The following is a 21,448-nucleotide window of genomic DNA, read 5'->3' as shown; positions in this document are numbered from 1 at the left end:
GAAGCAGGAAGCCCCGTCTTGAGGGGTGAGTTCACCAGTGTCAAATGGAGAGTACAGTTCGTCAATGGACGTAGGTACGGTGGTTTTAGCAGCTGGAGAAGGTAAAAGATTCGGCCGAAATAAGCTATTGATGACTGTAGGTGGAAAGACCATAATAGAGTGGGCCATATCTGCTCTACCTAGGCCTAGAGTGGTAGTAGTCGGTAGGTATGCCATTGAGTTGTTTCCAGTCCTCAAAAGTGAGGTCGTGATATACAACCCAAATTGGGCCAATGGGATGTCCACATCTCTCAAGCTTGGAGTCAGGTTCTTTCAAGATATGGACGGGATTCTAGTAGCCTTGGGGGACATGCCTTTGGTGAGTGAGGGAGTTGTCAAGAGAATGCTGGAGGCCTATTCCTCCTCCTGTCTGGCAGTGGTGCCGACGTATGAGGGAAAGTTGGGAAACCCAGTAATCCTTTCCAAGAAGCTTTTCCCAGAGATATGGAAACTAGAGGGAGACACAGGAGCCAGAAAAATAATAAGAAATGTTAAGGAAATATGTTTGGTTCAAGGAGACGAGGGAGTTCTCATCGACGTTGATACAGAGGCTGATTTAGCCGAAGTCTCTCGGCGGCTGTCTTGATGGCCTCCACTATATTTTGATAACCTGTACATCTGCACAGGTTTCCTGAGATCCCTTCCCTTATTTCCTCCTCTGTGGGGTTAGGGTTCTCCTTCAAAAGCCATACACTCTGCATTATCATCCCAGGCGTACAATATCCACACTGAAGGGCGTGCTTCTCCCAGAAAGCCTCCTGAACCGGGTGGAGATTGCCATCCTGTGCCAGACCCTCCACAGTGGTTATTTCGCTGTTGTTCGCCTCCACCGCCAACAAGGTACACGACTTCACCGATTTACCGTCCATGATGACTGTACAGGCTCCACAGTTCGAGGTGTCACAACCCACGTGCACCCCAGTGAAACCCAATTCCCTGAGGACGTGAACCAACAGCCTTCTCGGCTCCACCTCAGTTTCGTAGGGCTTCCCGTTCACTTTCAAGGTTATCTTTACCTTCTGATCCTTCTCGAAGAGCTTCACTTCAATCACCTTTTTAGTGCATCAAGGAGAGCTCTCTTAGTCATAACTTTCACCATCTTTTTCTTATATTCTGCGGTACCCCTGATGTCGGACGTTGGGTTAGCGTACTCCATCGCCTTCTCTGAGACCTTCTCTATCAGCTTCTCGTCAGGGGAAGCGTCCAGAAGCATCTTCTCAGCTTCATCAGCTCTGACAGCCTTGTTGTTAACAGCTGTCAGCCCTATCCTAACGTCCTTCACAACTCCTCCTTCCTTCTTGAGGAGCACCGCAACTCCCACTATCGCAAAATCCCCGGCCCTCCTCTCCAACTTCTTGTAGGAAAACGAGTATCCATTGAAGTCCGGAACTACAACTTCCGTCACTAACTCCCCAGGTGAAAGGTCAGGGGTGAACATGTCCTTTGCGAAATCTTTGAACGATTCCTCTCTTACACCTTTCCTTCCCTTTATTCTGACCACAGCGTCCATGGCGATCAAAGAGGCAGGATAATCTGCGGCTGGGTCCAAGTGAGAGATCACCCCACCTATTGTTCCCATGTTTCTAACCTGAGGATCTGCGACCGTAGATGCAGCTTCGCTCAACAACGGTATTCCAGACTTGAGTATCTCGTAATGGGTGGTCAGCGCCCCTATCCTTATCTTTCCCCCCTCTCTGCTCAAGAAGTGCAATTCCTTGAGTCCCTTCAATTCTACAAGGTAGCTAGGTCGTATGATCCTGAGCTTAAGCATGGGTATTAGGCTATGACCTCCAGCTAGGGCTTTGGCGTCCTCGTGTTGCTCCAGGAACTCCGTGGCCTCCCCCAAGCTATCTGGGATTACATATCCGAACTTTGGAGGATACATACTGGTATGAAACCTCCACGCGTATAAATATTTTAGGAGAAACCTTTTCACCAATACACTCGACCCTAACCGCGGTTGTCCCCGTTTGTCCCTACACTTTCATTTCAATCATTTTATGTTCATTCATGATCGAGTGTAGGGACTTAGCCCTCAACCACCCACTTACTGTAGGCGGGTCATGGGACTCCTTCGAGCCCAACGGCACGGGGCTCACATCTCCAGCCCTCTTCGCTAAGTTGTACAGCGCAACCACGTCCCTATGCCACCTTTCCTTCCCCTTCCCACAAACACCAACCCTTGGGGCATCGCCCCCATCGGGTCGGTAAACGATCTTCGTCCCGTGGACTGGGCAAACAGTGGAAGTGCGAGAGGGGTTAACTAAGAGTACGGGGACACCGAACTCCCTAGCCTTCTCAATAATAGCGTTCTTCATTGAGGAAAATGCTGAACGGTAAATCCTCAACCTAAGCTGTTTGTCCTTCACGTCCTTTATCATATGCTCCGGAGTTCTCCCTGGCAAGTCCTCCAAGACAATTGCACTCATACTTTCAAAAGCTTCAATAACGATCAGCTTGGCTAATTTCCTCCTAACGTCTACTTTCTTATCCCTCTCCCTCAGCCTCTTTAACTTCCTCCTCACTTCCCTATCCTTAGTTGACCTACCAGTAATTATTGCCTCCCTCCTATACTCATAGCCCAGAGTAATCCTCTTAGTGTTAGTCTCTAAAAGCGTCGGTTTTCCATGAACTAATACGGAGACCGAGTCCTCGTTGAGGTCGACTGGGATGAAACCCTTAGGCTCATAAGGTTTAACATCCTTCTTAAAAACTATGAAGAACTCCACCACGTTACCTTTCATTAGTCTAAACCTGGCCTCACTGGCAATCGACCAGCCCTTGTTATAATATCTCCAGAAGATCTTAGGGAAGGTTAGTGAAATGAAAACCCTACTCCTCTTTGCGGAAATTGAAATCGTGTCGAGGTTGAACTTCCACAGGTGATCATCTAGATGCACAGTGACTCTCCTCACTGACGGTTTCTCAGTGTAACTCCTACCCCTCCTCTTCAACTTTTGAAAGCTGTCCAACCTCTCGCTTGCGTCCTCACAGGCGGTGTAAATGAAATGGGATGGTAAGTCCTTGTGCTTCTCCCTCTCAGTCTTGTAAATCCCAGCTTTAATCCTGGTGAAGGAGGTAGTCTCGTTTGACAACGCGTAATTTATTGCCTCCTCTAGAACCTCTCTGTACTCCCCCTCGACCTCCTTAAGTACTGAGTAAGTTTTATGGTCAACCCTAACCCTTAACTTCACTGTCCTCTCCACTCAACTCACCTATCAACTTTTTTACGCCCTGAACTAGGAGTGTTTTCTTGTGACTCCTCATTCCGAAAATTTTCCCTGCGAATGAGGTTATGATTGAGACTAAGTCCTCCACAAGTTCCTGTGTATCCTTAGGTTCCTCACCGAAAACCACTTCAATCTTAACTCCCACGGTTGAGAAGAACTCCTCAAGGTATTCAAATCCAAATCTTGTTAACCTATCTTCGTATGTTATTAATACGACGTCTACACTCCTTCCCTCAACAAGTTTGAATAGCCTTAACAGTCCTTTCCTTCCTGTGTTCAACCCGCTAGCTACATCTTTCAGTACTTCAACTACCTTGTAACCCTTCGCCGTTGCGTAATTTGTTAGGTAGTTCACTTGCCTCTCCAAGTCCTCTCTCCGGTCAGCCGAGGACACCCTCGCATAAATTACAGCCCTCGTCTCTTCCCTCCTCTCTAAGTACTTCTTAATCTCGCTGTAAGGTATCCTATACTTCCCTCCTTCAGTCGTTACCGCCCTTATCTTCCCTTCTCTAATCCACCGTAGGAGTGTTGAGTATGAAATGCTGAGCAGTTGGCAAGCCTCTTTAGGTCTCAGTAGTCTCTCCACAAAATTGGTTGATAATAAATAAGTATAAAAAGATTTCTATTAACGTGAGAAAGGATTCAGCCCTCATGAGGGGTGGACCACATGTACTTATTTTTAAAGATCGATCCCCCTTGCTATAACCATGCACGGAGCTAACTTCGTGGACTAACTTCGTGGAGGTATCTTGAGTGAACCACCTCGCCCTAGCGGACGGAGCTTCCTGCTTCCTTGCCCAGCGGGTAGAGGGAGGAGCTCCACAGGCACTACAGGCCACCAGTCCTGATCTCTTGAGCACGTTCAGGGAAGCGTTGTAGTCAAGGTCTGTTACCCAACCGCAGAGAACACGCGATCTGCTAAGGTCTAGTCCTTCACGTGTCCGCATCTGGCACAGGCCTTGGAGGTACATGATGGTTCGACGAGGACCAGTTCCTTGCCGTACTTCTCCACCTGGTACTTCAGGACGGTCTCTAGCTCGTGGAACGCGACGTCGCGGAGCCTCATCCTCCTTGAGGACTTACCCACCAGTTCCTTAACTTGAACGTCCTCCATGACGACCACGTCGTACTTCTCGGGGAAGTGTTCGCCCAACCTCACGTCCCTCAGCTCCTTCGAGCGCCCTTAAGCTTCGGCGACCTTGACCTTCGTCTTGAACAAGTTCTTGACAGGAACTCCTTCCTGGAGAGGTCCCCGTGCAGCTTCCTCAGCTCCCGAGTGCCTTCCCCATGTCTCATGTTGGGCACCACCCGAGGCCACGAGCGACTTCCCATCCCGACGTCCAGGGCAACCACCCCGTTCGTCCTGGGAAAACGCGACAATCCGTCTAAGGACCTCTCCCTGGCCTCGTAGTGCGACCTGTTGGACTACCTGGGAGTACATTGACTGACATTGGACGTCCTGCTTCCTCAGGTCCAGTGCCGGTTGCCTCAACTCCGTCCGTGTTGACCACTTCCCGTCTAGTTCACGGAAGTACACGTCTGCCCAACGCAGGGTGTTGTGAACTTGAGGCTAACTCCAACCGGGCCTCTAACGCCCTAAACGTTTGTTGATCTATGTATGCGCGAAACCTAAACCCTACGGTGGGCATTAAAAGAATATGCCTATAAAGAATATGTTATATTAATATCTAAAAACATTTCTAAAAGGAGCTATCCATCCCCTCCCTCACGGTGGGCAATTCAACAACGGTCCCAGACGTGGGGGTTTCACGATCAGTAGGTTTCACGAGTATTTAAGGACTGGATTTCTCATCTGGAACTGGTGGAGGCTAAATAACTGGGTAATCTTATATCTGCCCAGTCTAGTGATGAGTACCTTTGGGTCAGAATTGTGAAGAGGTGGCGGCTAACTGACTGTCCCGGTCCATTTAGCTGTGGGTAAGCTTAACATAGACGTCATAGTCAGGGCAGACCAGATTCCGAGTCCAGACTCCCCTCAATACACGGATCTCATCGAGTTCTTCCCAGGTGGCTCAGCGACAAATTATGCGGTCGCGGTGGCTAGGTTGGGCCACAGCTCGAAGGTATACGCCAAGGTAGGGAGAACACCACTAGTCAAGGCTTTGATGTCCCCTCTAGCCGAGGAAGGTGTAGGATTGGACTACCTAGAGGAGCTGGACGAGGAGCCCAATGTCGCCGTCATCTTTCTGAGGAACGACGGTAAGATCTCAATGATAAGGAGGAGTAATCCAAGACTGATGCCTACAGCCGAGGACGTAAGTAAACTGAGGGGGATATTTGACGTAATACACTTCGCCTCTATACCCCCTTCCTCAGTGGTGTACGACGAGGGAGCGAAATTGGTGAGCTACGATCCTGGGCCATATGCCTCTGAATACAGTGGCGAGAGGGTGGACGTAATCTTCGTAAACCAGGAGGAGTACAAGAGGTTGGGTTCCAGGATCAACTCTAAGCTGACAGTGATCAAGAAGGGTGAGGAGGGAGCTGAAGTCTTCGGAGACGGGGTGGAGTGCAGGGCCGAGTCCATCAAGGTTAACGCTGTGGACACCACAGGAGCTGGAGATGTCTTTGACGCTGCCTTCAACGTTGTCTATGTCGCCGACAGACCGATTGAGGAGGCACTCAGGTTAGCTATCGTAGCTTCTGGGATCAAGGTGACGAGGCTGGGAGGAATAAGTTCCCCCAAGTTGAAAGAGGTTGAAGAAAAACTGAAAAGCATGAATCCTAAAGTAATTTGTAGATGATAGTAGTATTTGTAGACATGGACTACTTCTTCGCACAGGTGGAGGAGATCATGAATCCATCGCTTAAGGGCAAGCCTGTTGCTGTGTGTGTTTTCTCTGGAAGATCTGAGGACAGTGGTGCAGTGGCCACCTCAAACTACGAGGCGAGAAAGTTGGGGATAAAGGCGGGGATTCCCATAAAGAAGGCCAAGGAAATCTCCAAGGACGTAGTGTTCCTCAGGATGAGGAAGGAACTTTATCAACAGGTCAGTGACAGAGTGATGACAATCCTGGGGAGATATGCGGACGTGGTGGAGGTAGCCAGTATAGATGAGGCCTACATGGACGTCACAAGGAGGGTGAGGAACTTCCAGGAGGCCATCGAGTTGGCCCTCAGGGCTAAGACTGAAATCAAGGAGAGGGAAGGATTGTCGGTGAGCATGGGGGTAGCCCCAAATAAGGTGTTGGCCAAGGTAATTGCCGACAGGAACAAGCCTGGGGGTCTAGGAGTTATCAGACCGGAGGAAGTCATGAGTTTCCTGGAGAACCTGGACGTGGGGGAGATCCCAGGAGTGGGGGAGGTCACTGAAAGGGCCCTCTTGGAGAAGGGAATAAACAAGTTAGGGCAATTGAGGAAAGTGGGGCTAAATGAGCTCTCGCGACTGGTAGGTAAAAGTAAGGCCCTCTATCTCCTCAGCCTAGCCAATAACACGTTCCAGGAACCGGTGAAACCGAGGGAGAGACACCACATGGGGAGATACTTGACCCTCCCCAGAAACACGAGGGATCCTGAGGAGATTAGACCCTTCCTTCACAGGGCGGTGGAGGAGGCCTACAAGAAAGTGGACGGTCTACCTCAGGAGATCTACGTGATAGGTATAATGGAAGACCTGGATATCGTCAGCAGGGGAAGGAGTTACACCTTCGCCCTATCCTCAGACAGGGCAAAGGAAGAGGCCATGAGTTTACTGATGAAGCTACTGGAGAAGGACGGGAGGAAATTGAGGAGAGTTGGAGTGAGGTTAGGAAAGGTCGTCAAGACCTCAACCCTAGAGGACTTCCTCCACTAGAAGAGTCAGTATGCCCCTCAGTTTCTCAGTGTCGGGAGTTCCATACCTGCTCACGTAGTTCACGTATCCCCTCACTCCCCTGCTCATACTGCGAGGCTCATTCCTGAACTCAGGATTAAGTATCAGGGGGATGATTTTGCCCATGTTCCACCTCTCGATCCTAATGACCTTGGAGAGCACTTCCATAGCTTCCCTCACCCCTTCTGCCTCAACGTTCACCTTGTCACCCTCAATAACCCTCACCTGCGTCAACATACCGAACCTGTCCTCCACTAGCACTAGCCTCCCTCTCCTCCCGTCCTCGACGTCCTCGTAGAAGTTGAGGGTCAGGACGAACCTACCGTGTTCCGCAATTGGTATAACTATCAACTCCTCCCTACCGAGCACCCTGGCTAGAGGCTTTAATTTCACCCTGACTTCCATTTGGTTGATAAGACGTGATAGAGATAGATGGATCTTTCGGTGAGGGAGGAGGTCAGATACTTAGGACTTCACTCACCTTGTCAGTTCTCACAGGGAGGCCATTCAAGATGAGAAACATAAGGGCTAAAAGAAAGAACCCTGGGTTACAGCACCAGCACCTGTCGGCCGTAAGGGTGATGAAGTTGTTGGCAAAGGCAAAGGTTAGAGGTGACTTCCTGGGTTCCACGGAACTGGAGTTCGTGCCAGGAGAGGTTCAGGAAGGGAACTACTCCTTGGATGTGGGCACTGCTGGGAGCGTAGTCCTGATAGCCATGACCGCCCTCCCGGTAATACTGAACAGAAATGTGAGACTGACTCTAAGGGGAGGTACTGACGTCCCCCTATCTCCCCCGGTAGATTACATGAGACTGGTCTACCTTCCCATCCTGGAGAAAATGGGGATGAGAGCAGAACTCAGGGTCTCGAGAAGGGGGCACTACCCTCAAGGGGGTGGAGAAATTGTTCTTGAGAACGTGAGGGGAAACCCTACACCCCTCTCACTCACGGAGATGGGAGAGGCCACGAAATTTGTAGGAGTGTCTCATGTGTCCTCCCTGCCGGGAGATATAGCCAGGAGGCAGGCGGACTCAGCCAGGAGGCACTTGGAAAAGTTCGGCAAACCAGTTCACATAGAGTTGGAGATTGATGAAGTGGGTAGCAAGGGCTCAGGGATAGTAGTGGTGGCAGTAGGTGACTCATTGATGGGAGGCAGTGCGTTAGGGGAGAGGGGAGTCATGGCTGAGATCGTGGGAGAGAGGGCAGCTGAACAACTGCTCCAGGACATGTCCAGCGGAGGAGCCTTAGACAGACACATGTCAGACATGCTCATGGTGCTGTGCGCCCTCAACAATCTCAGGTACACGGGGGCACAGCTCACGGAGCATGCGAAGACGAACCTGGAGGTAATCCGGAAGTTCTTGAACGTGAACATAACCTTGAGGGGAGAGAGGCCGTTCTTTCTGGAATGTAAAACTGAGGGGACTTAAGGTACTATCACTGCCCTACCCACTACCCTTCCCTCCATCAAGTCAGATATTGCCTCGTTGATCTCAGATAGGGTGTAGGGTACCGAGATGGGTCTTAACGATCCTCTCTCGAACAGTCTCTTCACCCAGATCAAGTCCCTGAGGGTTCCGTATAGAACTCCCCTAACCCTTATCCCTCTCAGGACAAGTAGCTGACCCGAAACGTTAAGTTCCCCACCGAATTCTCCCACTAACCTCAGCTCCCCCATCCTTGACAACAGCCAAGGCGCGTCCCTCAGTGAACTGTCGCTCCCCACGTAGTCTATGACGTAGTCGAATTTCCTCCTAGGGTAGGCCTCTCCTAAGGCGGTGGAGTACTCTCCTTTGGCCTTGACCACCTCTGACGCCCCTAACTCCAACATCTTGGACAGCTTCCTCTCGTTCCTTCCCACCACGGTGACTTCTGCCCCCTTAATGGAGAGCATCTGGACAGCGAACATGCTCACCGCCCCGGTCCCTAACACCGCCACGCTGTCGCCCTCTCCTATCCCCTTCACGCTATTGTAGGCTGTGACGCCAGCGTCAGCCAAGGGAGCTACTTCAAAGGCTTCCCCCTTCACCGGCACTAGGGGGTATCCACTTGGGATCTGGACGTACTCCGCGAATCCACCGTGCTCGTGAACACCTAGTACCCTCACCCTCTCGCAGAATTGGGGGAAACCCTTAGAGCACACCTTACATTTACCACACCCTCTCGCGTTATATAGCAGGAGGGACGTCCCGTCCTCCCCCTCCAGTGCAATTTCGTGTCCCAGGATGAGAGGGGGCTTGATCCCCAGGTCCCAACTCCACTCTCCCATAATTATGTGCAAATCTCCGTGGCAGAGACCTGTGGCTCCGACCTTCATGACACCATGGGGGACTTCCATCTCCTCGAGAGTCAGGGGTTTGCCGAATTCCCTCAATATTGCTGCCAGCATTACCATCCTGCCTTAAGGTAAGCTTCCCTCTCCCACTCAGAGACATAGTTTTCGTAACTCTCTAGTTCCCTCTTCTTGAGTTCGAGGAACGAGGATATGAGCTCAGTTCCAAGAGAGAACTTCAGGGATGAGTCTCCATCCAACACGTTTAACGCCTCTCTCATGTCCTTGGGTATGGTGGTGACCACCTCGTTGACCTCCACATCTGCCCCCTTCTCCATTCCCTCTATCCCTGAGAATATGAGGGAGGCTAGCAGTAGGTAGGAGTTGGCTAGGGGGTCTGCCAGCCTAAACTCCAGGGATTTCGACTCCCTAAAGTTGCTCGGGATCCTGATTATGAAGTGCCTCTCTTGACCTATTCCCCCAAGGTTCGGAGTTATTACCTCCCTGAACCTCTTGTACGAGTTAATGGTTGGAGAGGCTATGGCTATTATGCTCCCTATGTGTTCTAGTATACCACCGAAGAAACTGTAGGCGACCCTGCTGATACCTATCCCCTTAGGATCGTTGGGATCTAACATCGCGTCTGAACCGTCCTTTCTCTTTATCTTGATGTAGATGTCCATGCTACTCCCCGGGAGGTCAGAGAAGGGCTTAGGCATGAATGTAGCTACTTGACTGTAGATTTTGGCCACATCCCTTATAATCTCCCTGGCTGTTATCAACGAGTCTGCAGATGATATGGCGTCCCTTGCCGAGAAGGTGATCTCGTACTGCCCCGGACCGTAGTGCTTATTTATCATCTCGACCTGAACCCCCACCAATTCCAAGTACTTTATGACGTCCTTCAGGAAGCCCTGTTCCTCCATGAGTCCCTCTGGTGAGAAGGCCTTGCCGAAATCCGATGGAACCATGCCCTTTTGATCCTTTTTCAATAGATAGAAGGTCGGTTCGAAGGAGATCTCCAACTCCAAACCCATCTCCTCAAGCTTCTGTACGGCGCTCCTAAGTATCCCCCTAGTACAGAACTTCGAAGGCGTACCGTCTGGGGAGAAGAGGTAGGAGAGAACCCTGGCCGTCCTCTCCAAGTAAGGAATAATAATGAAGGACTGTGGATCTGGCATGGCTATTATGTCCTCATACTTGGACTTGATGGGTCTGTCCAAGTAATCTAATAACACGAGGGACTCGGCGTAGGGCACCCCCATATCCTGACCCATGACCTTCTCGAACTCTGCCCTCCTCAAAGATCTGCCCCTGACGTTCCCCAAGAGATCTATGAACTCCACCCTCACGTAATCTATTCTCCCAGACTTCAGCGCCTCGAGTACGTCGTCCTTTGACAACTCTCCTCAGGCCCCACATCTCCCGGGAAAGATAAAAAGCATTTCAACCTCACAGTAACGCCCTGAACAATCTCCCAGCAAAAATTGTAGCCTCCCTGAAGTCCGTGAAGGCTCCCCTCTCTATTACCTTTCCTCCCAGTGAGAGCTCCACCAGATACATGTAGTCGCCCTCTACCTTTCTCCTCCGGAAGACTATGCGATAGTTCCCCACCTCCACCCTCTTCCTTTGACAGGCTATTACGCCCAAGTTCATGTCCTCCAGATCTCTCAAGTTGAACTCCATTGGATGAAGGTTTCAGCAAACTGACTTATAAGGAGAAACGCTCTCACCCTTCCTTATGTCCAAGACCACGTGGTAGGTTGAGGGATTCACGCTCCTCACCACTCTTCCACCCTCTGCAGGATACTCCCTCAGTGCCCTCTCTAAGGGATCCTCGCCCCTCTCGACTTTAATCTCGACAAATAGATGAAGGTATCCTCCGCTCCTGAGATGCTCCATGGCCTCACAGTAAACTTCTTTGCCTCTCTCAGGCAACGGCGAGATTATCCTGTCCACCACTCCCAGCTCCTTCAACCTCCTAAAGGCGTCTCCGTACATTGGAATCACACCGTAGGTCTTATTCAATTCGATATTTACAATCATATAATAATATGCATAGGGATTAATATCAATAGAGTAGACCACCTTTGGTTGACCTAGCTTGAAGGAGAGGATGGAGAAGGGCCCGAAGCCCGCAAACATGTTTACCACAACTTCCCCACGTCTGACCATCTTGGCTATCCTTCGGTGCTCGTAGGAGAGCTTGGAAGAGAAGAACACCTTAGTTATGTCCAGGAAATAGACGCAGGAGTGTTCCCTATATAAGGTCTCGCTACGCCTCTCACCGGCCAGGTGAACATAAGTCGGAAGTCTGAAATCTCCGGACGTATCCCTCTTCTTCCCCCAGACCGCCCTCACCCCAGTTCTCCTCATCATCTCCTCTGCGAAACGTCTGAGTTCCTCTTCGTCAGCGTTGAAGGGGACCCCCACGATGGCTATGTCCCCAACTACCTCAACCCTTTTCCAGAGAACTGATCCTCTTTCCTGCAATCTCCTGGACTACCTCCTCCGCCTCCTCGATGTCCTTGATCCCTACGTTTAGGGGAACTCCCCCGTCTAAAACTGGCTCCCCTCCCACTATTACGGTCTCAGGCACCCCAGTGGAGAAGATGAGTGTCTCATACGGGGAACTCCTATCCAGGGGATAGCTAGGTGGTTCCCCGACCTGAAACACAACCAAGTCTGGTACAGCTCCCACCTCGAGGGATCCCTTAATACCTAGAGCCTGATAACCCCACGAAGTCAGTGCCTTGAACGCCTCATCTGGAGTCAGCGTCAGCCTAGAGATAGCGAAACCCAGTTCCACCCTGGCATCATACCTCAAACTAGCGTCCAGAGATATCGACGGTGAGAAGGAACCCAAAGTGAACTTGCACACCTCCATTGATGGGAGGAAAGAGAGCCCGGCCCCCAGTCGCTTCACCGCCTCCAGATCCTGTCTGGATCCTCCTCCGAGGGCTGTAGTGTAGTTGGGCACTTGGGAGATGCCCTCTAAGGTGACGAGCCTGTCCAGAAGTACCGGAACTCTAGCTTCGGACGCCACATGGAGGGCCTCCTCCAACTCCTGCTGGTCACATATCTTTAAGAGTACCCTTCCCTCTGGTCCTCCCCACCTCTCCCTCAGGACCTTGAATTCCCTCTTCCAATCTGAGGGGCCCCAGTTGCACCCAACTCCCACAGCCAGGAAAGGTTTAAGTCCCACGCTCATCATGGCCCTGGCTGCGCTCTCTGGGCTGGGATCTGCAGTCACTGCGGCCGTGACGCCGCTTCTCAAGAGGTGATAAGAGGCCAACAGCGACAGCGAATAGATATCCTTAGGGGTTAACACTGATACTAAATCGTTGACGTTTAACTTCCCTGAGACCAGAGAGTACCTGAAGGGGTAGAGGGAGAGATAAGTGTGGGTGGTCACGAAACCTGGAGAGACTATCCTATCCTTTCCTCCTATTTGGAGCTCGGCGTCCTCGAAGTCTGGTGGGATCTCCTTGGTTATGGCCTCAACCCGGGACTCGTTTACCCCTATGTTAGCGCCCTTCACAGGTCCGTCCTTAAGGTAAGCTAAACCTGAGGTTATTAGTATCTTCAACCTATTCTCAGTCAGGTTGAACCATAAATTAAGTTTAATTTCTCCTCTCCTATTTTCTACTTCTAAACGCCTCCTCGACCTGAGGAGTTCTCCAAGTTTTCCTCTCGTGAATGATCTTGCCGCTCTCCGCACATCTCCCCCTTATTGTGCGAGAAATCGACGCCTCAACTTCTCGTCATCGGAGAATTGGATGGAGTTCTTGGAGCTACCGAGATGAGGGATGTACTCCACAGACTGTAACTCTTTCACGTAACTACTCGTTATTTTCAATTTTATAAATATCGTTTTGACGTCGGTCATGTTCATGTAGTATTACCCAAGAATTCTCTCTTGACGATCTCCCGACCGATGACGGGCACTGCTCACGAGGATGGGAGAAGTTGGATGGGAGGGTATTGAAGTTTACCTCGACCAGCCCCAGTGATCTGGGGGTGACCGTGTATGACCCCTTAGGAGGGGTGCCCGTGGCGGAATTAGAAGTGGTTAAAGAAGGTAAGTTACGCCACGGGTAAACACCCCTGAGCCCCCACAAAGCTCACTCCTTCGCCTAGTGCAGTTTAGAGGAGAGTTGAGTTTTCTGTTTCAAGTTTTTATTTACTCAACCCCTACAGGATGTCAGTCTACGTAATGTCGGTCATCTCTGAGTTGAAGAGGGAAGTTGAGGAGGCTCAGAGGACGTCTGTGAGCGTGGATGAGAGGCTCAGGGAGGGATTGGTCACAGGTGCGGGTGACTCTTATGCAGTGTGCCTGGCCCTGGAAGGCGTCACCAAGGGAAGGTTCAGGTGTGTGGATCCGTACGAGCTCTTGGGGTGGAACTTCAGGAAACCACTCTTAATAATCTCCGTTTCAGGTAGACCGAGGGTACTTAGATCCCTGGCTGAAAGACAGAGGGGGAAGGGAAAGATACTCCTCATCACGGCTAACCCTCGCTCAAAACTCTTCGAGCTCGCTGACAGGAAAATAGTAATACCGTTCTCCCCGCCCGATAGTCCCAGACCCGGAATGGGCTCCTTCCTTCTAACCCTGAGGGCAGCATACTCCTTGGCTGACCACGAAGAGGTAGTTGGTGTGGGGAGAGAAGTTAAAATAGGACGTACACCTGTTTTTGTAGGCCAGGGAGGGAACTTCGGCATAGCCTACTTCTCCTACCTCAAGATGGCCGAAATATTTGGCGAACCGTCCAATGCCGAGAGATTATAGCACTTTCACGTGACTTTTAAATACTTCTGGTTACTTTTAATTATTGTGGAGAGGTATCTAACACCCAGTGAGGTTGCTGAAATATTCGGCGTGAGTAGGAGTGGTGTCATTAAGTAAGGGAGGGGAAGATAAAGGTTGTTGAGGTTAACGGTAGGTGGAGAATACCTTACAGCGAAATTGATTGTTGTCCGGCGGTGGAAGGGTTAAACAAGTAGCGATTTACGCACGAGTTTCGTGAACGCAAAGGGACGACTTGGAGAGGCAGTTGGGCGCATTGAGAGAATAGGAAAACTTTCGGTGAAGTGAGTGTGATAGAAAAAGGATATAGGTTCCGGATTGAAAGAGGACAGAGAAGGTTTAAAGAAGTTAATAGAATTAGCCAAGAGGAGGCAAATTGACGCAGTTGTAGCTCATAAGGACAGGCTAACACGTTTCGGCTTCGAATACCTCGTAGAGTTCAAAGCTTACGGAGTAAACGTTATTGTGGCTTTCCAAGATGATAAGGATCACACGCAGGAGCTAGTGGAGGACTTTGTAGAGATCGTCAAGTCATTCGCCCCAAGAATTTACGGCCAAGAGTATGAGAAGGTGGTAAAATGTGTTGAAAACGTTGAAAAGGACGGTTAAACTAGAGGGCGACTTCTTGAACGAGTGGAAGTACCGCGTTCTTAGGGAGGTTGAAGAACATCAGAGGAAGTTCGTTAACGAAATGATTGAGGTAATCCTATCAAAGCGCTTACAGACCACTAGGAAGAAGTTGCACGAGAGGTTTTACAATCATTATAAGGAGAAGTACCCCTTCCTACCTTCAAGGGTTATTGAAGGTGCCTACGTCGTTGCTGGAAGGATTGTTAAGAGTTTCAGGGAGAGGAAAAGAAAGGATTAACGAGGAAGGATAAACCGGAGTATAAGAGGGTTATGATCACTATTCCTAACATGGTTAATTGGAGGTTTAACAAGGTTTCAGTTAATGTTTTAACCCACAAGGGTTGGGTCGAGATTCCCCTCATGGTAACTAGACAGCTTATTCGTTACTTGCATGAGGGTTGGAGGGTTTCGCAAGAGCTTAAGTTAAGATTAGTTGGTAGGAAAGTCCTAGTTTGGTTGACTTTTGAGAAGGAGGTTGAGGTTGACACGAAAGACGGCAATCATATCTCTATTGACGTTAATGAGAATAACGTCACGGTAGCAGTCTTCGAGGGTCTTAAACTCAAGGAGTTGAGGAGATATGAGACTGGGTTAGGGAGGATTGTGGTTAATTACTCCTTGAGGAGGGAGGAGATTACTAAAGGACACTCAACTAAGGACGAGTTAATAAAGAAGAAGTTGAGAAAATTGAGGGAGAGGGAGAGGAAAACTGACGTGTTGAGGAAGACTGTAAAGAGGATAACAGAGCTTGCTAGGAGCTTAAGTGCCAAAGTCGTAGTAGGTAAGTTCTCCTCAAGGTCTAAGGAGAAGATGGAGAGCAATAAAAATGATAAGCTTAGGCATAGGATTCACCAGTGGAGTGTTGTTAAATTTCTGGAGATGTTGAAAACTCAGCCGATAGAGGTCGCAGAGGTCTCTGAGTCCTACACTTCCTCCATCAACCCGTTTAACGGTGAGAAGTTGAGGAAGAGGAAACAGACAGTTGAGAAAGTTATCAGGGTTTTTAACCCCCACCTGATGACGGGCTCTGCTCACGAGGGTGGGGGTGTAAAAGTACTGAAGGTGAACGCTAGGTACCTGGAAAGCGGTGAAGTTCTTTTGGAGAGGGATTCTATTGCTCCCCTTAACTTGGTAAGGAAGGTGGATGGGAGGGTAGTGGTGTTTCCCTCGACTAGCCCCAATGAGTTAAGGGTGACCCTGTATGATCCCTCAAGAGGGGTGCCCGTGGCGGAATTAGAAGTAATTAAAAGTAAAGAGAAGTTACGCCACGGGTAAACACTGGAACAATTTCTCCACTCTCCCATATTCGCCAGCGTGGGTAGGAAGGTGATAGTACTGTCCTCCGGGGATGAGAGGGAGAGGAAACTGAAGGAGAGAGGAGGGAGATCCTTCGTTATGACGGGGTGCAGGACCTCCCTCTGCAACGCGGTCTCAATTATTAGGTCCATCATAGCTGAGATGGAACGAAGGTCGTGGGAGAAGGTTTACTTCGCTGAAAACGAAAGTATCTTAAAGTTGAGCTCCCATATGATATATTGAGGCTGCTTGACGGAAGAGATTGACCTTACTAAGGAGACAGGGAGCTGTGGAGCCAACGCCCCTGCGGTGGTGTTAATGAGGAAGTGGTTAGAAACCGGAGGGAACAGGGAGATTAAGGTATTAGCTACCCCTGGAGCTCAGGAAGATCAAGTAGAGATGTGGGCCCAGGCAATGAAAGAGCAGGGAGTTAAGATAGTGAGCAAGGAGAAGGTTGACGGAAAGGTAACATATTTGATCTACCTCCCTTAATGGGGGTAAACTCACTCCAGGGGTCGAGTGTTTTACGTTACACTCCAACTTACTTGGGGAGATGTTGTAATTAAATCTATATAAAGTCTTTAAGGTGATGTTAGATTAATGGAGGAAAACTTGAAAGCTTCTTTGTAAAAATTGAGGCAAACTCATAAAGTGAGGAGGTAGGTAAAGTTAAAATTGAGGACTTCACTTATTCCAGAGATGCCCTCCTCCAGTCAACTTAGTAGAGGTGAGGAGCGGGAAGAGAATTACCCAATGCGACACTCGAGGAGGGTAGGTGTGAGGTTGAGTTTAGGATCGGGAGGAGCAACATGATTAGTCTTTCGGCCATTGATTCAACGGAGAGGGATGTGAGGAGATTGACAGATGTCTCAGCTGGCATTCACGACCGGTTAAGCCATGAGGAGGGACAACATCTCCTTCAAGTGGAGGCTGCCTTGAGGGGAACTCTGGAGGACACGTCCAGGCTCTGTTATCTCAGCAACTTGGAGGTGTTGAGAAAGCCCGTGGGAGTCATCTACCGTCCCCTTGACCAAACGCCTCACTTCGACCTGAACGGTCAGCGAGAAGTGTTGATGATCGGCGTCGTGGGCTCAGCCTTCAGGGGGCCAGATCTCCTTCGTTGTGAGCCACAACCGAGTAGCCTCCGTGAGGGGGTTTGCTCCCTAAGAGATAGGGAGACCGTTGTCCTAAGGACTGAGAGGAGGTCGGCCGATTGAAGCAGACAGCTGTGGCCAAATATGCGGGGTTAGTCCTCCTGATAGTTTCTGGAGTCGTCTACGGTGTGGGGGACCCATTGCTGAGACTGATCTCCTATCAGGGTCCCATCCTGTCTGGGGCACTCCTGGGGTGGTTCGCCATGCACAATTACACCCCCAAGGAGAAATATGTGGAGACGGAGGACGGTGAGCTAATACCCATAGCCTCTGTTGTTCTCAGGGGGAGAGCCTGGCTGTTCATTTCCATTGCGATCCTGATGATGTTACCTTGGTTCACTCCCTTCGTTTACACCATGGCACTGCAGTTACAGTGGCTCTTCATTGGGGCGTTCCTGTCGGAATTCGCGGGCGGGTTCATAATAGGTTACTCTATCACCTCGTTGAGGTTCATGGAGAAGTTCACACTCTACTCCCTGGGATTTGCGGCAGACGTCTTCTTCATAATTATCCTCTACATTGACTCCGGAATCTTCCACGTCTCACAACAGGTCTTGTTAAACGACGTCTTCATACTGGCGTATCTGATTAAGTTACTGGAGGGAGTGGCCTTCGGGGTTTATATCGTGAGACGGGTTAACGTTGTTTGAGGAGAGAAGATGAGCGGGAAGGTCTATATAGTGGGTGGAGGTCCAGGGGATCCAGGATTGATCACGGTCAAGGGACTAAAGGTACTGAGGCAGGCTGACGTTGTCCTGTACGATAGGTTGATCTCTCCCGAACTACTGAGGGAAATCAGGAATGGGGCGGAGCTCATCTACGTTGGGAAGGAGAGGGGGGAGGCTGAGATCCAGGAGGGAATCAACGCCCTGCTTCTAAAGAAGGCTAGAATGGGACTCACGGTTGTCAGGCTGAAGGGTGGAGATCCCTACGTTTTCGGAAGGGGAGAAGAAGAATGCCTCTTTCTGATAGAGAGGGGGGTGGAGTGCGAAGTGATACCCGGAGTGACCAGCGCCATAGCGGGACCGGCCTACGCTGGGATTCCTGTGACAAGTCGTTGGTACTCCTCTGGATTCTCGGTCGTGACAGGACAGAGGGCTGATGGATCAGCCATGGATCTGGACTACATCCCAAAGAAGGGCACAGTGGTTCTCCTGATGAGCGTGTCGAGGGTCGAGGAGGTAGCCGAGAATCTGATGAAGGTGAGGAGTGAGAGGACACCTGTGGCTGTGATAGAGAAGGCTACAACGGAGGGCCAGAGGGTACTCACGTGCACTTTGAGGGAGCTAGCAAAGACGGTGAGAGAGCATAACGTAACCTCTCCAGCCCTCATAGTGGTGGGGGAAGTTGTGGAGTTAAGGAATAAATTGTGGAAGTTTAAATAGACAAGGTGAGCCCACTTGAAGGATCCCGTGTGTGGGGAGGAGGTGACCCAATCACCTTACAAGGTTACGTATAAGGGAAAGACATACCTCTTCTGTTCCCCGATGTGTATGGCGGAGTTCAAGAAAAGACCTGAGAATTACGTTAAGTGAACGTTCCACCTCGTGGATCGGCCTCCTTCACAGTGGTGAAGGTCTAAACTTCCTAGTCGACTTAGGCTGGGTTGAGGAATTGACTCTAGGATAAGTGAAATATTAGATGAGTTCACTAAGGCCAGGGTATTGTTTGCATATAGGTTAAAGAACGGTGTTTACCCGTGGCGTAACTTACCTTCTTTAATTACTTCTAATTCCACCACGGGCACCCCTGCTGAGGGCTCATACACGGTCACCCCCAGATCACTGGGGCTAGTCGAGGGAAACTTCAATACCCTCCCATCCACACTTTTATCACTCCCCAAACCTCGTGAGCAGTGCCCGTCATCAGTTAGGGGGATCATCAATAAAAACTACTTCGGTGATACTACATAAACACAACTTGTCAAAACGATATTTAGATGATTAAAAATAACGAGTAGTTACGTAGAAGCGTTACAGTCTAATCTTAAAGGTAAGACTGAATAAGAACCTTCTCTAAATAAGAAATAACATAACCTAACCCTATCTTTCTAATTTCTCATAACTGTAATAAATATCCTAAGTTTGATAAACTGGGGAGTTTAATTTGAAAAAGTTTTGGATAAGAGCAAACTAATTTCTCAAAATAACTCCCCGGTTTGCCGAAAAAATTCTATTTCTTTAAAAAGAGATTTTGCTAGTATTTACTACTACTGAATTTTTTCCGAACTTTCACAATACTTTTTTTACTCTTTCAATTTTACGTATTTTTTATGAAGACTAACTTACACTTTTTTGAGACTAATTGAATTTTTACTTTCACTTTTAGAAAATTTTATGAAAAGAAAGAAGGCCTTACGCACTTCTTTTTACGGGGCCTACACTTTCACTCGTTGCTTTTACTTTCCAAACCCTTAGTAGTAGTTATTACCAGTAGTTGAATTTTCTACACTAAACTGGGGAGTTTATACAATCTCTTTATCTCAACAGTAAAGCTTTTAAACATCTAAATAGATATTTACTTAGTGAGGGAAATGGTGTCTCACCCAACAAATAAGGAACAACTGTGGGTAAGCCCTCAATACGCCAGGATAATAAAGAAGATAGCTGTAGACATAGGGAAAAGATACTCAGAAGTTGCCGACGAGGTCTTAGACTTAGGCCTAAAAGAATACGCTAAGAAGTACAACATCGACTTGGAAAAATATAAATGAGGTAGTAAGAAGTACAACATTGTATAAAAATATAAATGAGGTAGTAAGAAAAAACAATGGGGGGCGGGCGGGGATCAGGTTCCAAGCCATTCGTCACCTATCGGTATGCCTCCCGTCATCACCTCCAGGGGTGCCCCCTATTTAGATGTGTAGTTAAACAGATGTTTTAATCTTTTAGTTTCTTCTTCCAGCACATTTATTATCTTTATGTGAATATTATAACATTTCTTTTATTCATTATTTTCTTTTTTTTACGCATAATTCACGGTTTATCGGAAACTGTTGACAAGGCTCAGCTTCTAAGTCGTTCCTCATGTTCTCAGCACGTCGTTTCATCATCGCCCTAAAATTTTATATTTAGAGAAAGTTTTATAAATTTTGAATTAACTCCCCAATTTAATGAGAAAAAATTAAAACAAAAAGCTTAATCTCTTTTTCCTTCAATCCTAGATTTTGCTTATGCCGTGTTATTGCATACGTTAGCTCACTTAATAAGAGTAGCAAACAACAAAACTTCATCGTTAGGATCCAACCTCATTCTTCGCTCGATTTTTCAAAATTGGATGAGAAGAAAAGCTTAATAGTTGAAAAGATAAGTAATGAATTAGGGATGAGGGGGTCAGGTCAGCTTCCGGGTGTCCTATCATAGGTCAATTCTGACCCTACTCATCATCCCCTCATCCCCCATTTCTACTTCTGTTAAAACATATTTAAAAACTTTTTTTGTTTTTATCTTTGCCTTTTTATTACCACAATATGAATATTATAACAGTTCTTTTATTCCATTATTTTCTTTTTCTTTACATTAACTAACTATCTTTTCTTTCACACTAAAATAGATAACTATTTTATATTTTACTACTTTTTTGTACGTGAAATACAAAATAACAATATATATTCTCTTTATAAAGAACTAGTAAGCACTTCACCGCCACCCTCGCCCGCTTTCTTTTCCCCTTCATCACCCCCCAGTTTAGAGTTTAGCAGCTTAGCAGGCCCAGAATTGCAGTTTAGTAGGTCCTAAAGCAGAGGTTAGTAGGATTTTAGGCAGTTTGAGAGCATAGTAGTTGGGCGCTGTGGTAGACTGGGTGATTAAGGGCTCCTTTGCAAATTGTAATATATCTCTCGGTTTAGACTTATTCAATGAAGGAATTACTGAATATATTTGATCACATCACGAAGAAATAAGGGTTCTTGTAATATTATTACAAGGATGAGATGATAGATCGAGAGGTTGTAGTTGAGGGCTATGGCCCGGGCGGTCCTCCAGGGGGAGTGGCACTTCCCGAACTCTCCAGGATGGAGTTGAAGTACTCGGCCAGGTTGTTTGACCTGAGGAGGGGCCTCCCTGGGGGCGAGGAGGTAGGAGGGGAGAGCCACGGGTGGGGACGGACTCGGCGAGGGAGAGGAGGAGGTCCAGCAAGACCCTCACCCTCCTGTCCACCCTCCGTTTGAGGTGGACCAGGCAGGTCTGC

At 48.8% G+C, this 21,448-nt stretch carries 27 protein-coding genes and 4 pseudogenes; 16 read left to right on the top strand and 15 right to left on the bottom strand.

Annotated features, from left to right (window positions below):
* Positions 1-37: 37 nt before the first annotated feature.
* Entirely contained in the window at positions 38-625 is a 588-nt protein-coding gene (locus METMK1DRAFT_RS04845; RefSeq protein WP_245544553.1) for a nucleotidyltransferase family protein, read from the top strand.
* On the opposite strand, the gene cutC is transcribed toward METMK1DRAFT_RS04845, so the two are convergent.
* The 4 genes from cutC to METMK1DRAFT_RS04825 form a co-directional block, all read right to left on the bottom strand.
* The gene (gene cutC / locus METMK1DRAFT_RS04840) at positions 570-1,082 is read right to left on the bottom strand and encodes a glyceraldehyde dehydrogenase subunit gamma (protein WP_009071380.1); all 513 of its coding nucleotides are present in this window, start codon (positions 1,080-1,082) and stop codon (positions 570-572) included. The two genes, METMK1DRAFT_RS04845 and cutC, sit on opposite strands and share 56 nt — an antisense overlap.
* 5 nt (positions 1,083-1,087) lie before the next feature.
* Complete coding sequence (cutB, locus tag METMK1DRAFT_RS04835; RefSeq protein WP_009071378.1) at positions 1,088-1,924, bottom strand: glyceraldehyde dehydrogenase subunit beta; 837 nt, start codon at positions 1,922-1,924, stop codon at positions 1,088-1,090.
* Between the two features lie 91 nt (positions 1,925-2,015).
* A complete protein-coding gene (locus METMK1DRAFT_RS04830) occupies positions 2,016-3,233 on the bottom strand; it encodes an RNA-guided endonuclease InsQ/TnpB family protein (RefSeq protein WP_009071377.1) in 1,218 nt (405 codons plus the stop codon).
* Positions 3,217-3,855 carry an IS607 family transposase gene (locus METMK1DRAFT_RS04825; protein ID WP_009071376.1) on the bottom strand — a complete coding sequence of 213 codons (639 nt, stop codon included), beginning with the start codon at positions 3,853-3,855 and terminating at the stop codon, positions 3,217-3,219. The genes METMK1DRAFT_RS04830 and METMK1DRAFT_RS04825 overlap by 17 nt, the downstream gene beginning before the upstream one ends.
* Before the next feature lie 167 nt (positions 3,856-4,022).
* On the opposite strand from METMK1DRAFT_RS04825, the gene METMK1DRAFT_RS20000 reads away from it, so the two are divergent.
* Positions 4,023-4,148, top strand: a complete 126-nt coding sequence (locus METMK1DRAFT_RS20000) for a hypothetical protein (protein WP_281034078.1) — start codon at positions 4,023-4,025, stop codon at positions 4,146-4,148.
* A gap of 46 nt (positions 4,149-4,194) precedes the next feature.
* Here METMK1DRAFT_RS20000 and METMK1DRAFT_RS19995 read toward each other — a convergent pair whose 3' ends face one another.
* From METMK1DRAFT_RS19995 to METMK1DRAFT_RS19985, 3 genes and pseudogenes are all read right to left on the bottom strand, one after another.
* Positions 4,195-4,428: an IS200/IS605 family accessory protein TnpB-related protein gene (locus METMK1DRAFT_RS19995; protein WP_245544552.1), complete on the bottom strand. Its 234-nt coding sequence runs from the start codon at positions 4,426-4,428 to the stop codon at positions 4,195-4,197.
* Positions 4,429-4,452: 24 nt separating this feature from the next.
* On the bottom strand, positions 4,453-4,587 hold the full coding sequence (locus tag METMK1DRAFT_RS19990) for a hypothetical protein (protein ID WP_281034077.1): 135 nt from the start codon (positions 4,585-4,587) through the stop codon (positions 4,453-4,455).
* Between the two features lie 44 nt (positions 4,588-4,631).
* Positions 4,632-4,918: pseudogene (locus METMK1DRAFT_RS19985) on the bottom strand (hypothetical protein); the annotation flags it as partial.
* Between the two features lie 285 nt (positions 4,919-5,203).
* On the opposite strand from METMK1DRAFT_RS19985, the gene METMK1DRAFT_RS04815 reads away from it, so the two are divergent.
* The gene (locus tag METMK1DRAFT_RS04815) at positions 5,204-6,034 is read left to right on the top strand and encodes a PfkB family carbohydrate kinase (RefSeq protein WP_009071374.1); all 831 of its coding nucleotides are present in this window, start codon (positions 5,204-5,206) and stop codon (positions 6,032-6,034) included.
* Complete coding sequence (locus METMK1DRAFT_RS04810) at positions 6,031-7,083, top strand: Y-family DNA polymerase (RefSeq protein ID WP_009071373.1); 1,053 nt, start codon at positions 6,031-6,033, stop codon at positions 7,081-7,083. Before METMK1DRAFT_RS04815 ends, METMK1DRAFT_RS04810 begins: the two co-directional genes overlap by 4 nt.
* Here METMK1DRAFT_RS04810 and METMK1DRAFT_RS04805 read toward each other — a convergent pair.
* The gene (locus METMK1DRAFT_RS04805) at positions 7,063-7,506 is read right to left on the bottom strand and encodes a hypothetical protein (protein ID WP_009071371.1); all 444 of its coding nucleotides are present in this window, start codon (positions 7,504-7,506) and stop codon (positions 7,063-7,065) included. The two genes, METMK1DRAFT_RS04810 and METMK1DRAFT_RS04805, sit on opposite strands and share 21 nt — an antisense overlap.
* Positions 7,507-7,520: 14 nt before the next feature.
* Between METMK1DRAFT_RS04805 and rtcA the strand changes: the two genes are divergently transcribed.
* Positions 7,521-8,531 (top strand): RNA 3'-terminal phosphate cyclase, encoded by a 1,011-nt coding sequence (gene rtcA, locus METMK1DRAFT_RS04800; protein WP_009071370.1) that lies wholly within the window; start codon positions 7,521-7,523, stop codon positions 8,529-8,531.
* Here rtcA and METMK1DRAFT_RS04795 read toward each other — a convergent pair.
* The 5 genes from METMK1DRAFT_RS04795 to METMK1DRAFT_RS04775 are packed head-to-tail and all read right to left on the bottom strand — an operon-like array spanning position 8,528 to position 13,094.
* The gene (locus tag METMK1DRAFT_RS04795; RefSeq protein WP_048087425.1) at positions 8,528-9,490 is read right to left on the bottom strand and encodes an alcohol dehydrogenase catalytic domain-containing protein; all 963 of its coding nucleotides are present in this window, start codon (positions 9,488-9,490) and stop codon (positions 8,528-8,530) included. The genes rtcA and METMK1DRAFT_RS04795 overlap by 4 nt on opposite strands.
* Positions 9,490-10,776: a glutamine synthetase family protein gene (locus tag METMK1DRAFT_RS04790; protein ID WP_009071367.1), complete on the bottom strand. Its 1,287-nt coding sequence runs from the start codon at positions 10,774-10,776 to the stop codon at positions 9,490-9,492. Before METMK1DRAFT_RS04790 ends, METMK1DRAFT_RS04795 begins: the two co-directional genes overlap by 1 nt.
* Before the next feature lie 49 nt (positions 10,777-10,825).
* Positions 10,826-11,059: a hypothetical protein gene (locus METMK1DRAFT_RS04785; RefSeq protein ID WP_009071366.1), complete on the bottom strand. Its 234-nt coding sequence runs from the start codon at positions 11,057-11,059 to the stop codon at positions 10,826-10,828.
* Positions 11,060-11,071: 12 nt separating this feature from the next.
* Positions 11,072-11,866 carry a tRNA 4-demethylwyosine(37)-methyltransferase Taw21 gene (gene taw21, locus METMK1DRAFT_RS04780; protein ID WP_009071363.1) on the bottom strand — a complete coding sequence of 265 codons (795 nt, stop codon included), beginning with the start codon at positions 11,864-11,866 and terminating at the stop codon, positions 11,072-11,074.
* A complete protein-coding gene (locus METMK1DRAFT_RS04775) occupies positions 11,829-13,094 on the bottom strand; it encodes an amidohydrolase family protein (protein WP_245544551.1) in 1,266 nt (421 codons plus the stop codon). Before METMK1DRAFT_RS04775 ends, taw21 begins: the two co-directional genes overlap by 38 nt.
* A 179-nt stretch (positions 13,095-13,273) precedes the next feature.
* Between METMK1DRAFT_RS04775 and METMK1DRAFT_RS16240 the strand changes: the two genes are divergently transcribed.
* From METMK1DRAFT_RS16240 to METMK1DRAFT_RS04725, 10 genes and pseudogenes are all read left to right on the top strand, one after another.
* Complete coding sequence (locus METMK1DRAFT_RS16240; RefSeq protein WP_082230010.1) at positions 13,274-13,474, top strand: hypothetical protein; 201 nt, start codon at positions 13,274-13,276, stop codon at positions 13,472-13,474.
* 100 nt (positions 13,475-13,574) lie between these two features.
* Positions 13,575-14,162 carry a phosphoheptose isomerase family protein gene (locus METMK1DRAFT_RS04770; protein ID WP_009071354.1) on the top strand — a complete coding sequence of 196 codons (588 nt, stop codon included), beginning with the start codon at positions 13,575-13,577 and terminating at the stop codon, positions 14,160-14,162.
* 45 nt (positions 14,163-14,207) lie between these two features.
* Positions 14,208-14,789: pseudogene (locus tag METMK1DRAFT_RS04765) on the top strand (IS607 family transposase).
* Positions 14,761-16,085, top strand: a pseudogene (locus tag METMK1DRAFT_RS16235) (IS200/IS605 family accessory protein TnpB-related protein). The pseudogenes METMK1DRAFT_RS04765 and METMK1DRAFT_RS16235 overlap by 29 nt, the downstream one beginning before the upstream one ends.
* Before the next feature lie 51 nt (positions 16,086-16,136).
* Positions 16,137-16,349, top strand: coding sequence for a hypothetical protein (locus tag METMK1DRAFT_RS04750; RefSeq protein ID WP_009071346.1), 213 nt, complete (start codon positions 16,137-16,139; stop codon positions 16,347-16,349).
* Between the two features lie 6 nt (positions 16,350-16,355).
* Positions 16,356-16,598 (top strand): hypothetical protein, encoded by a 243-nt coding sequence (locus tag METMK1DRAFT_RS04745; RefSeq protein ID WP_009071345.1) that lies wholly within the window; start codon positions 16,356-16,358, stop codon positions 16,596-16,598.
* A 317-nt stretch (positions 16,599-16,915) separates the two neighbouring features.
* Positions 16,916-17,323, top strand: a complete 408-nt coding sequence (locus METMK1DRAFT_RS04740; RefSeq protein ID WP_009071344.1) for a hypothetical protein — start codon at positions 16,916-16,918, stop codon at positions 17,321-17,323.
* Complete coding sequence (locus METMK1DRAFT_RS04735; protein WP_009071343.1) at positions 17,320-17,910, top strand: hypothetical protein; 591 nt, start codon at positions 17,320-17,322, stop codon at positions 17,908-17,910. Before METMK1DRAFT_RS04740 ends, METMK1DRAFT_RS04735 begins: the two co-directional genes overlap by 4 nt.
* 9 nt (positions 17,911-17,919) lie before the next feature.
* Positions 17,920-18,645 carry a uroporphyrinogen-III C-methyltransferase gene (gene cobA / locus METMK1DRAFT_RS04730; protein WP_009071342.1) on the top strand — a complete coding sequence of 242 codons (726 nt, stop codon included), beginning with the start codon at positions 17,920-17,922 and terminating at the stop codon, positions 18,643-18,645.
* Positions 18,646-18,660: 15 nt separating this feature from the next.
* The gene (locus tag METMK1DRAFT_RS04725; protein WP_009071341.1) at positions 18,661-18,795 is read left to right on the top strand and encodes a YHS domain-containing protein; all 135 of its coding nucleotides are present in this window, start codon (positions 18,661-18,663) and stop codon (positions 18,793-18,795) included.
* 158 nt (positions 18,796-18,953) lie between these two features.
* Here METMK1DRAFT_RS04725 and METMK1DRAFT_RS04720 read toward each other — a convergent pair whose 3' ends face one another.
* Positions 18,954-19,142: a hypothetical protein gene (locus tag METMK1DRAFT_RS04720; RefSeq protein WP_009071340.1), complete on the bottom strand. Its 189-nt coding sequence runs from the start codon at positions 19,140-19,142 to the stop codon at positions 18,954-18,956.
* A 651-nt stretch (positions 19,143-19,793) separates the two neighbouring features.
* Here METMK1DRAFT_RS04720 and METMK1DRAFT_RS04715 point away from each other — a divergent pair.
* Positions 19,794-19,973 (top strand): hypothetical protein, encoded by a 180-nt coding sequence (locus tag METMK1DRAFT_RS04715; RefSeq protein ID WP_009071339.1) that lies wholly within the window; start codon positions 19,794-19,796, stop codon positions 19,971-19,973.
* Between the two features lie 1,152 nt (positions 19,974-21,125).
* Here METMK1DRAFT_RS04715 and METMK1DRAFT_RS17450 read toward each other — a convergent pair.
* Positions 21,126-21,448 (bottom strand): annotated as a pseudogene (locus METMK1DRAFT_RS17450) (IS256 family transposase); the annotation flags it as partial.

Source organism: Metallosphaera yellowstonensis MK1, from assembly GCF_000243315.1.
In the GTDB taxonomy this organism is placed as follows: domain Archaea; phylum Thermoproteota; class Thermoprotei_A; order Sulfolobales; family Sulfolobaceae; genus Metallosphaera; species Metallosphaera yellowstonensis.
The sequence above is the reverse complement of the archived record's forward strand: the minus strand, read 5'-3'. Positions and strand labels throughout refer to the sequence as shown.

Excerpts from the sequence above, each read along its gene's own strand:
- cutB (WP_009071378.1), bottom strand. The coding sequence starts at position 1,924 with ATGTATCCTCCAAAGTTCGGATATGTAATCCCAGATAGCTTGGGGGAG.
- METMK1DRAFT_RS04810 (WP_009071373.1), top strand. The coding sequence starts at position 6,031 with ATGATAGTAGTATTTGTAGACATGGACTACTTCTTCGCACAGGTGGAG.
- METMK1DRAFT_RS04805 (WP_009071371.1), bottom strand. The coding sequence starts at position 7,506 with ATGGAAGTCAGGGTGAAATTAAAGCCTCTAGCCAGGGTGCTCGGTAGG.
- METMK1DRAFT_RS04795 (WP_048087425.1), bottom strand. The coding sequence starts at position 9,490 with ATGCTGGCAGCAATATTGAGGGAATTCGGCAAACCCCTGACTCTCGAG.
- METMK1DRAFT_RS04785 (WP_009071366.1), bottom strand. The coding sequence starts at position 11,059 with ATGGAGTTCAACTTGAGAGATCTGGAGGACATGAACTTGGGCGTAATA.
- METMK1DRAFT_RS04770 (WP_009071354.1), top strand. The coding sequence starts at position 13,575 with ATGTCAGTCTACGTAATGTCGGTCATCTCTGAGTTGAAGAGGGAAGTT.
- METMK1DRAFT_RS04740 (WP_009071344.1), top strand. The coding sequence starts at position 16,916 with ATGATTAGTCTTTCGGCCATTGATTCAACGGAGAGGGATGTGAGGAGA.
- cobA (WP_009071342.1), top strand. The coding sequence starts at position 17,920 with ATGAGCGGGAAGGTCTATATAGTGGGTGGAGGTCCAGGGGATCCAGGA.
- METMK1DRAFT_RS04720 (WP_009071340.1), bottom strand. The coding sequence starts at position 19,142 with ATGATCCCCCTAACTGATGACGGGCACTGCTCACGAGGTTTGGGGAGT.
- METMK1DRAFT_RS04715 (WP_009071339.1), top strand. The coding sequence starts at position 19,794 with ATGGTGTCTCACCCAACAAATAAGGAACAACTGTGGGTAAGCCCTCAA.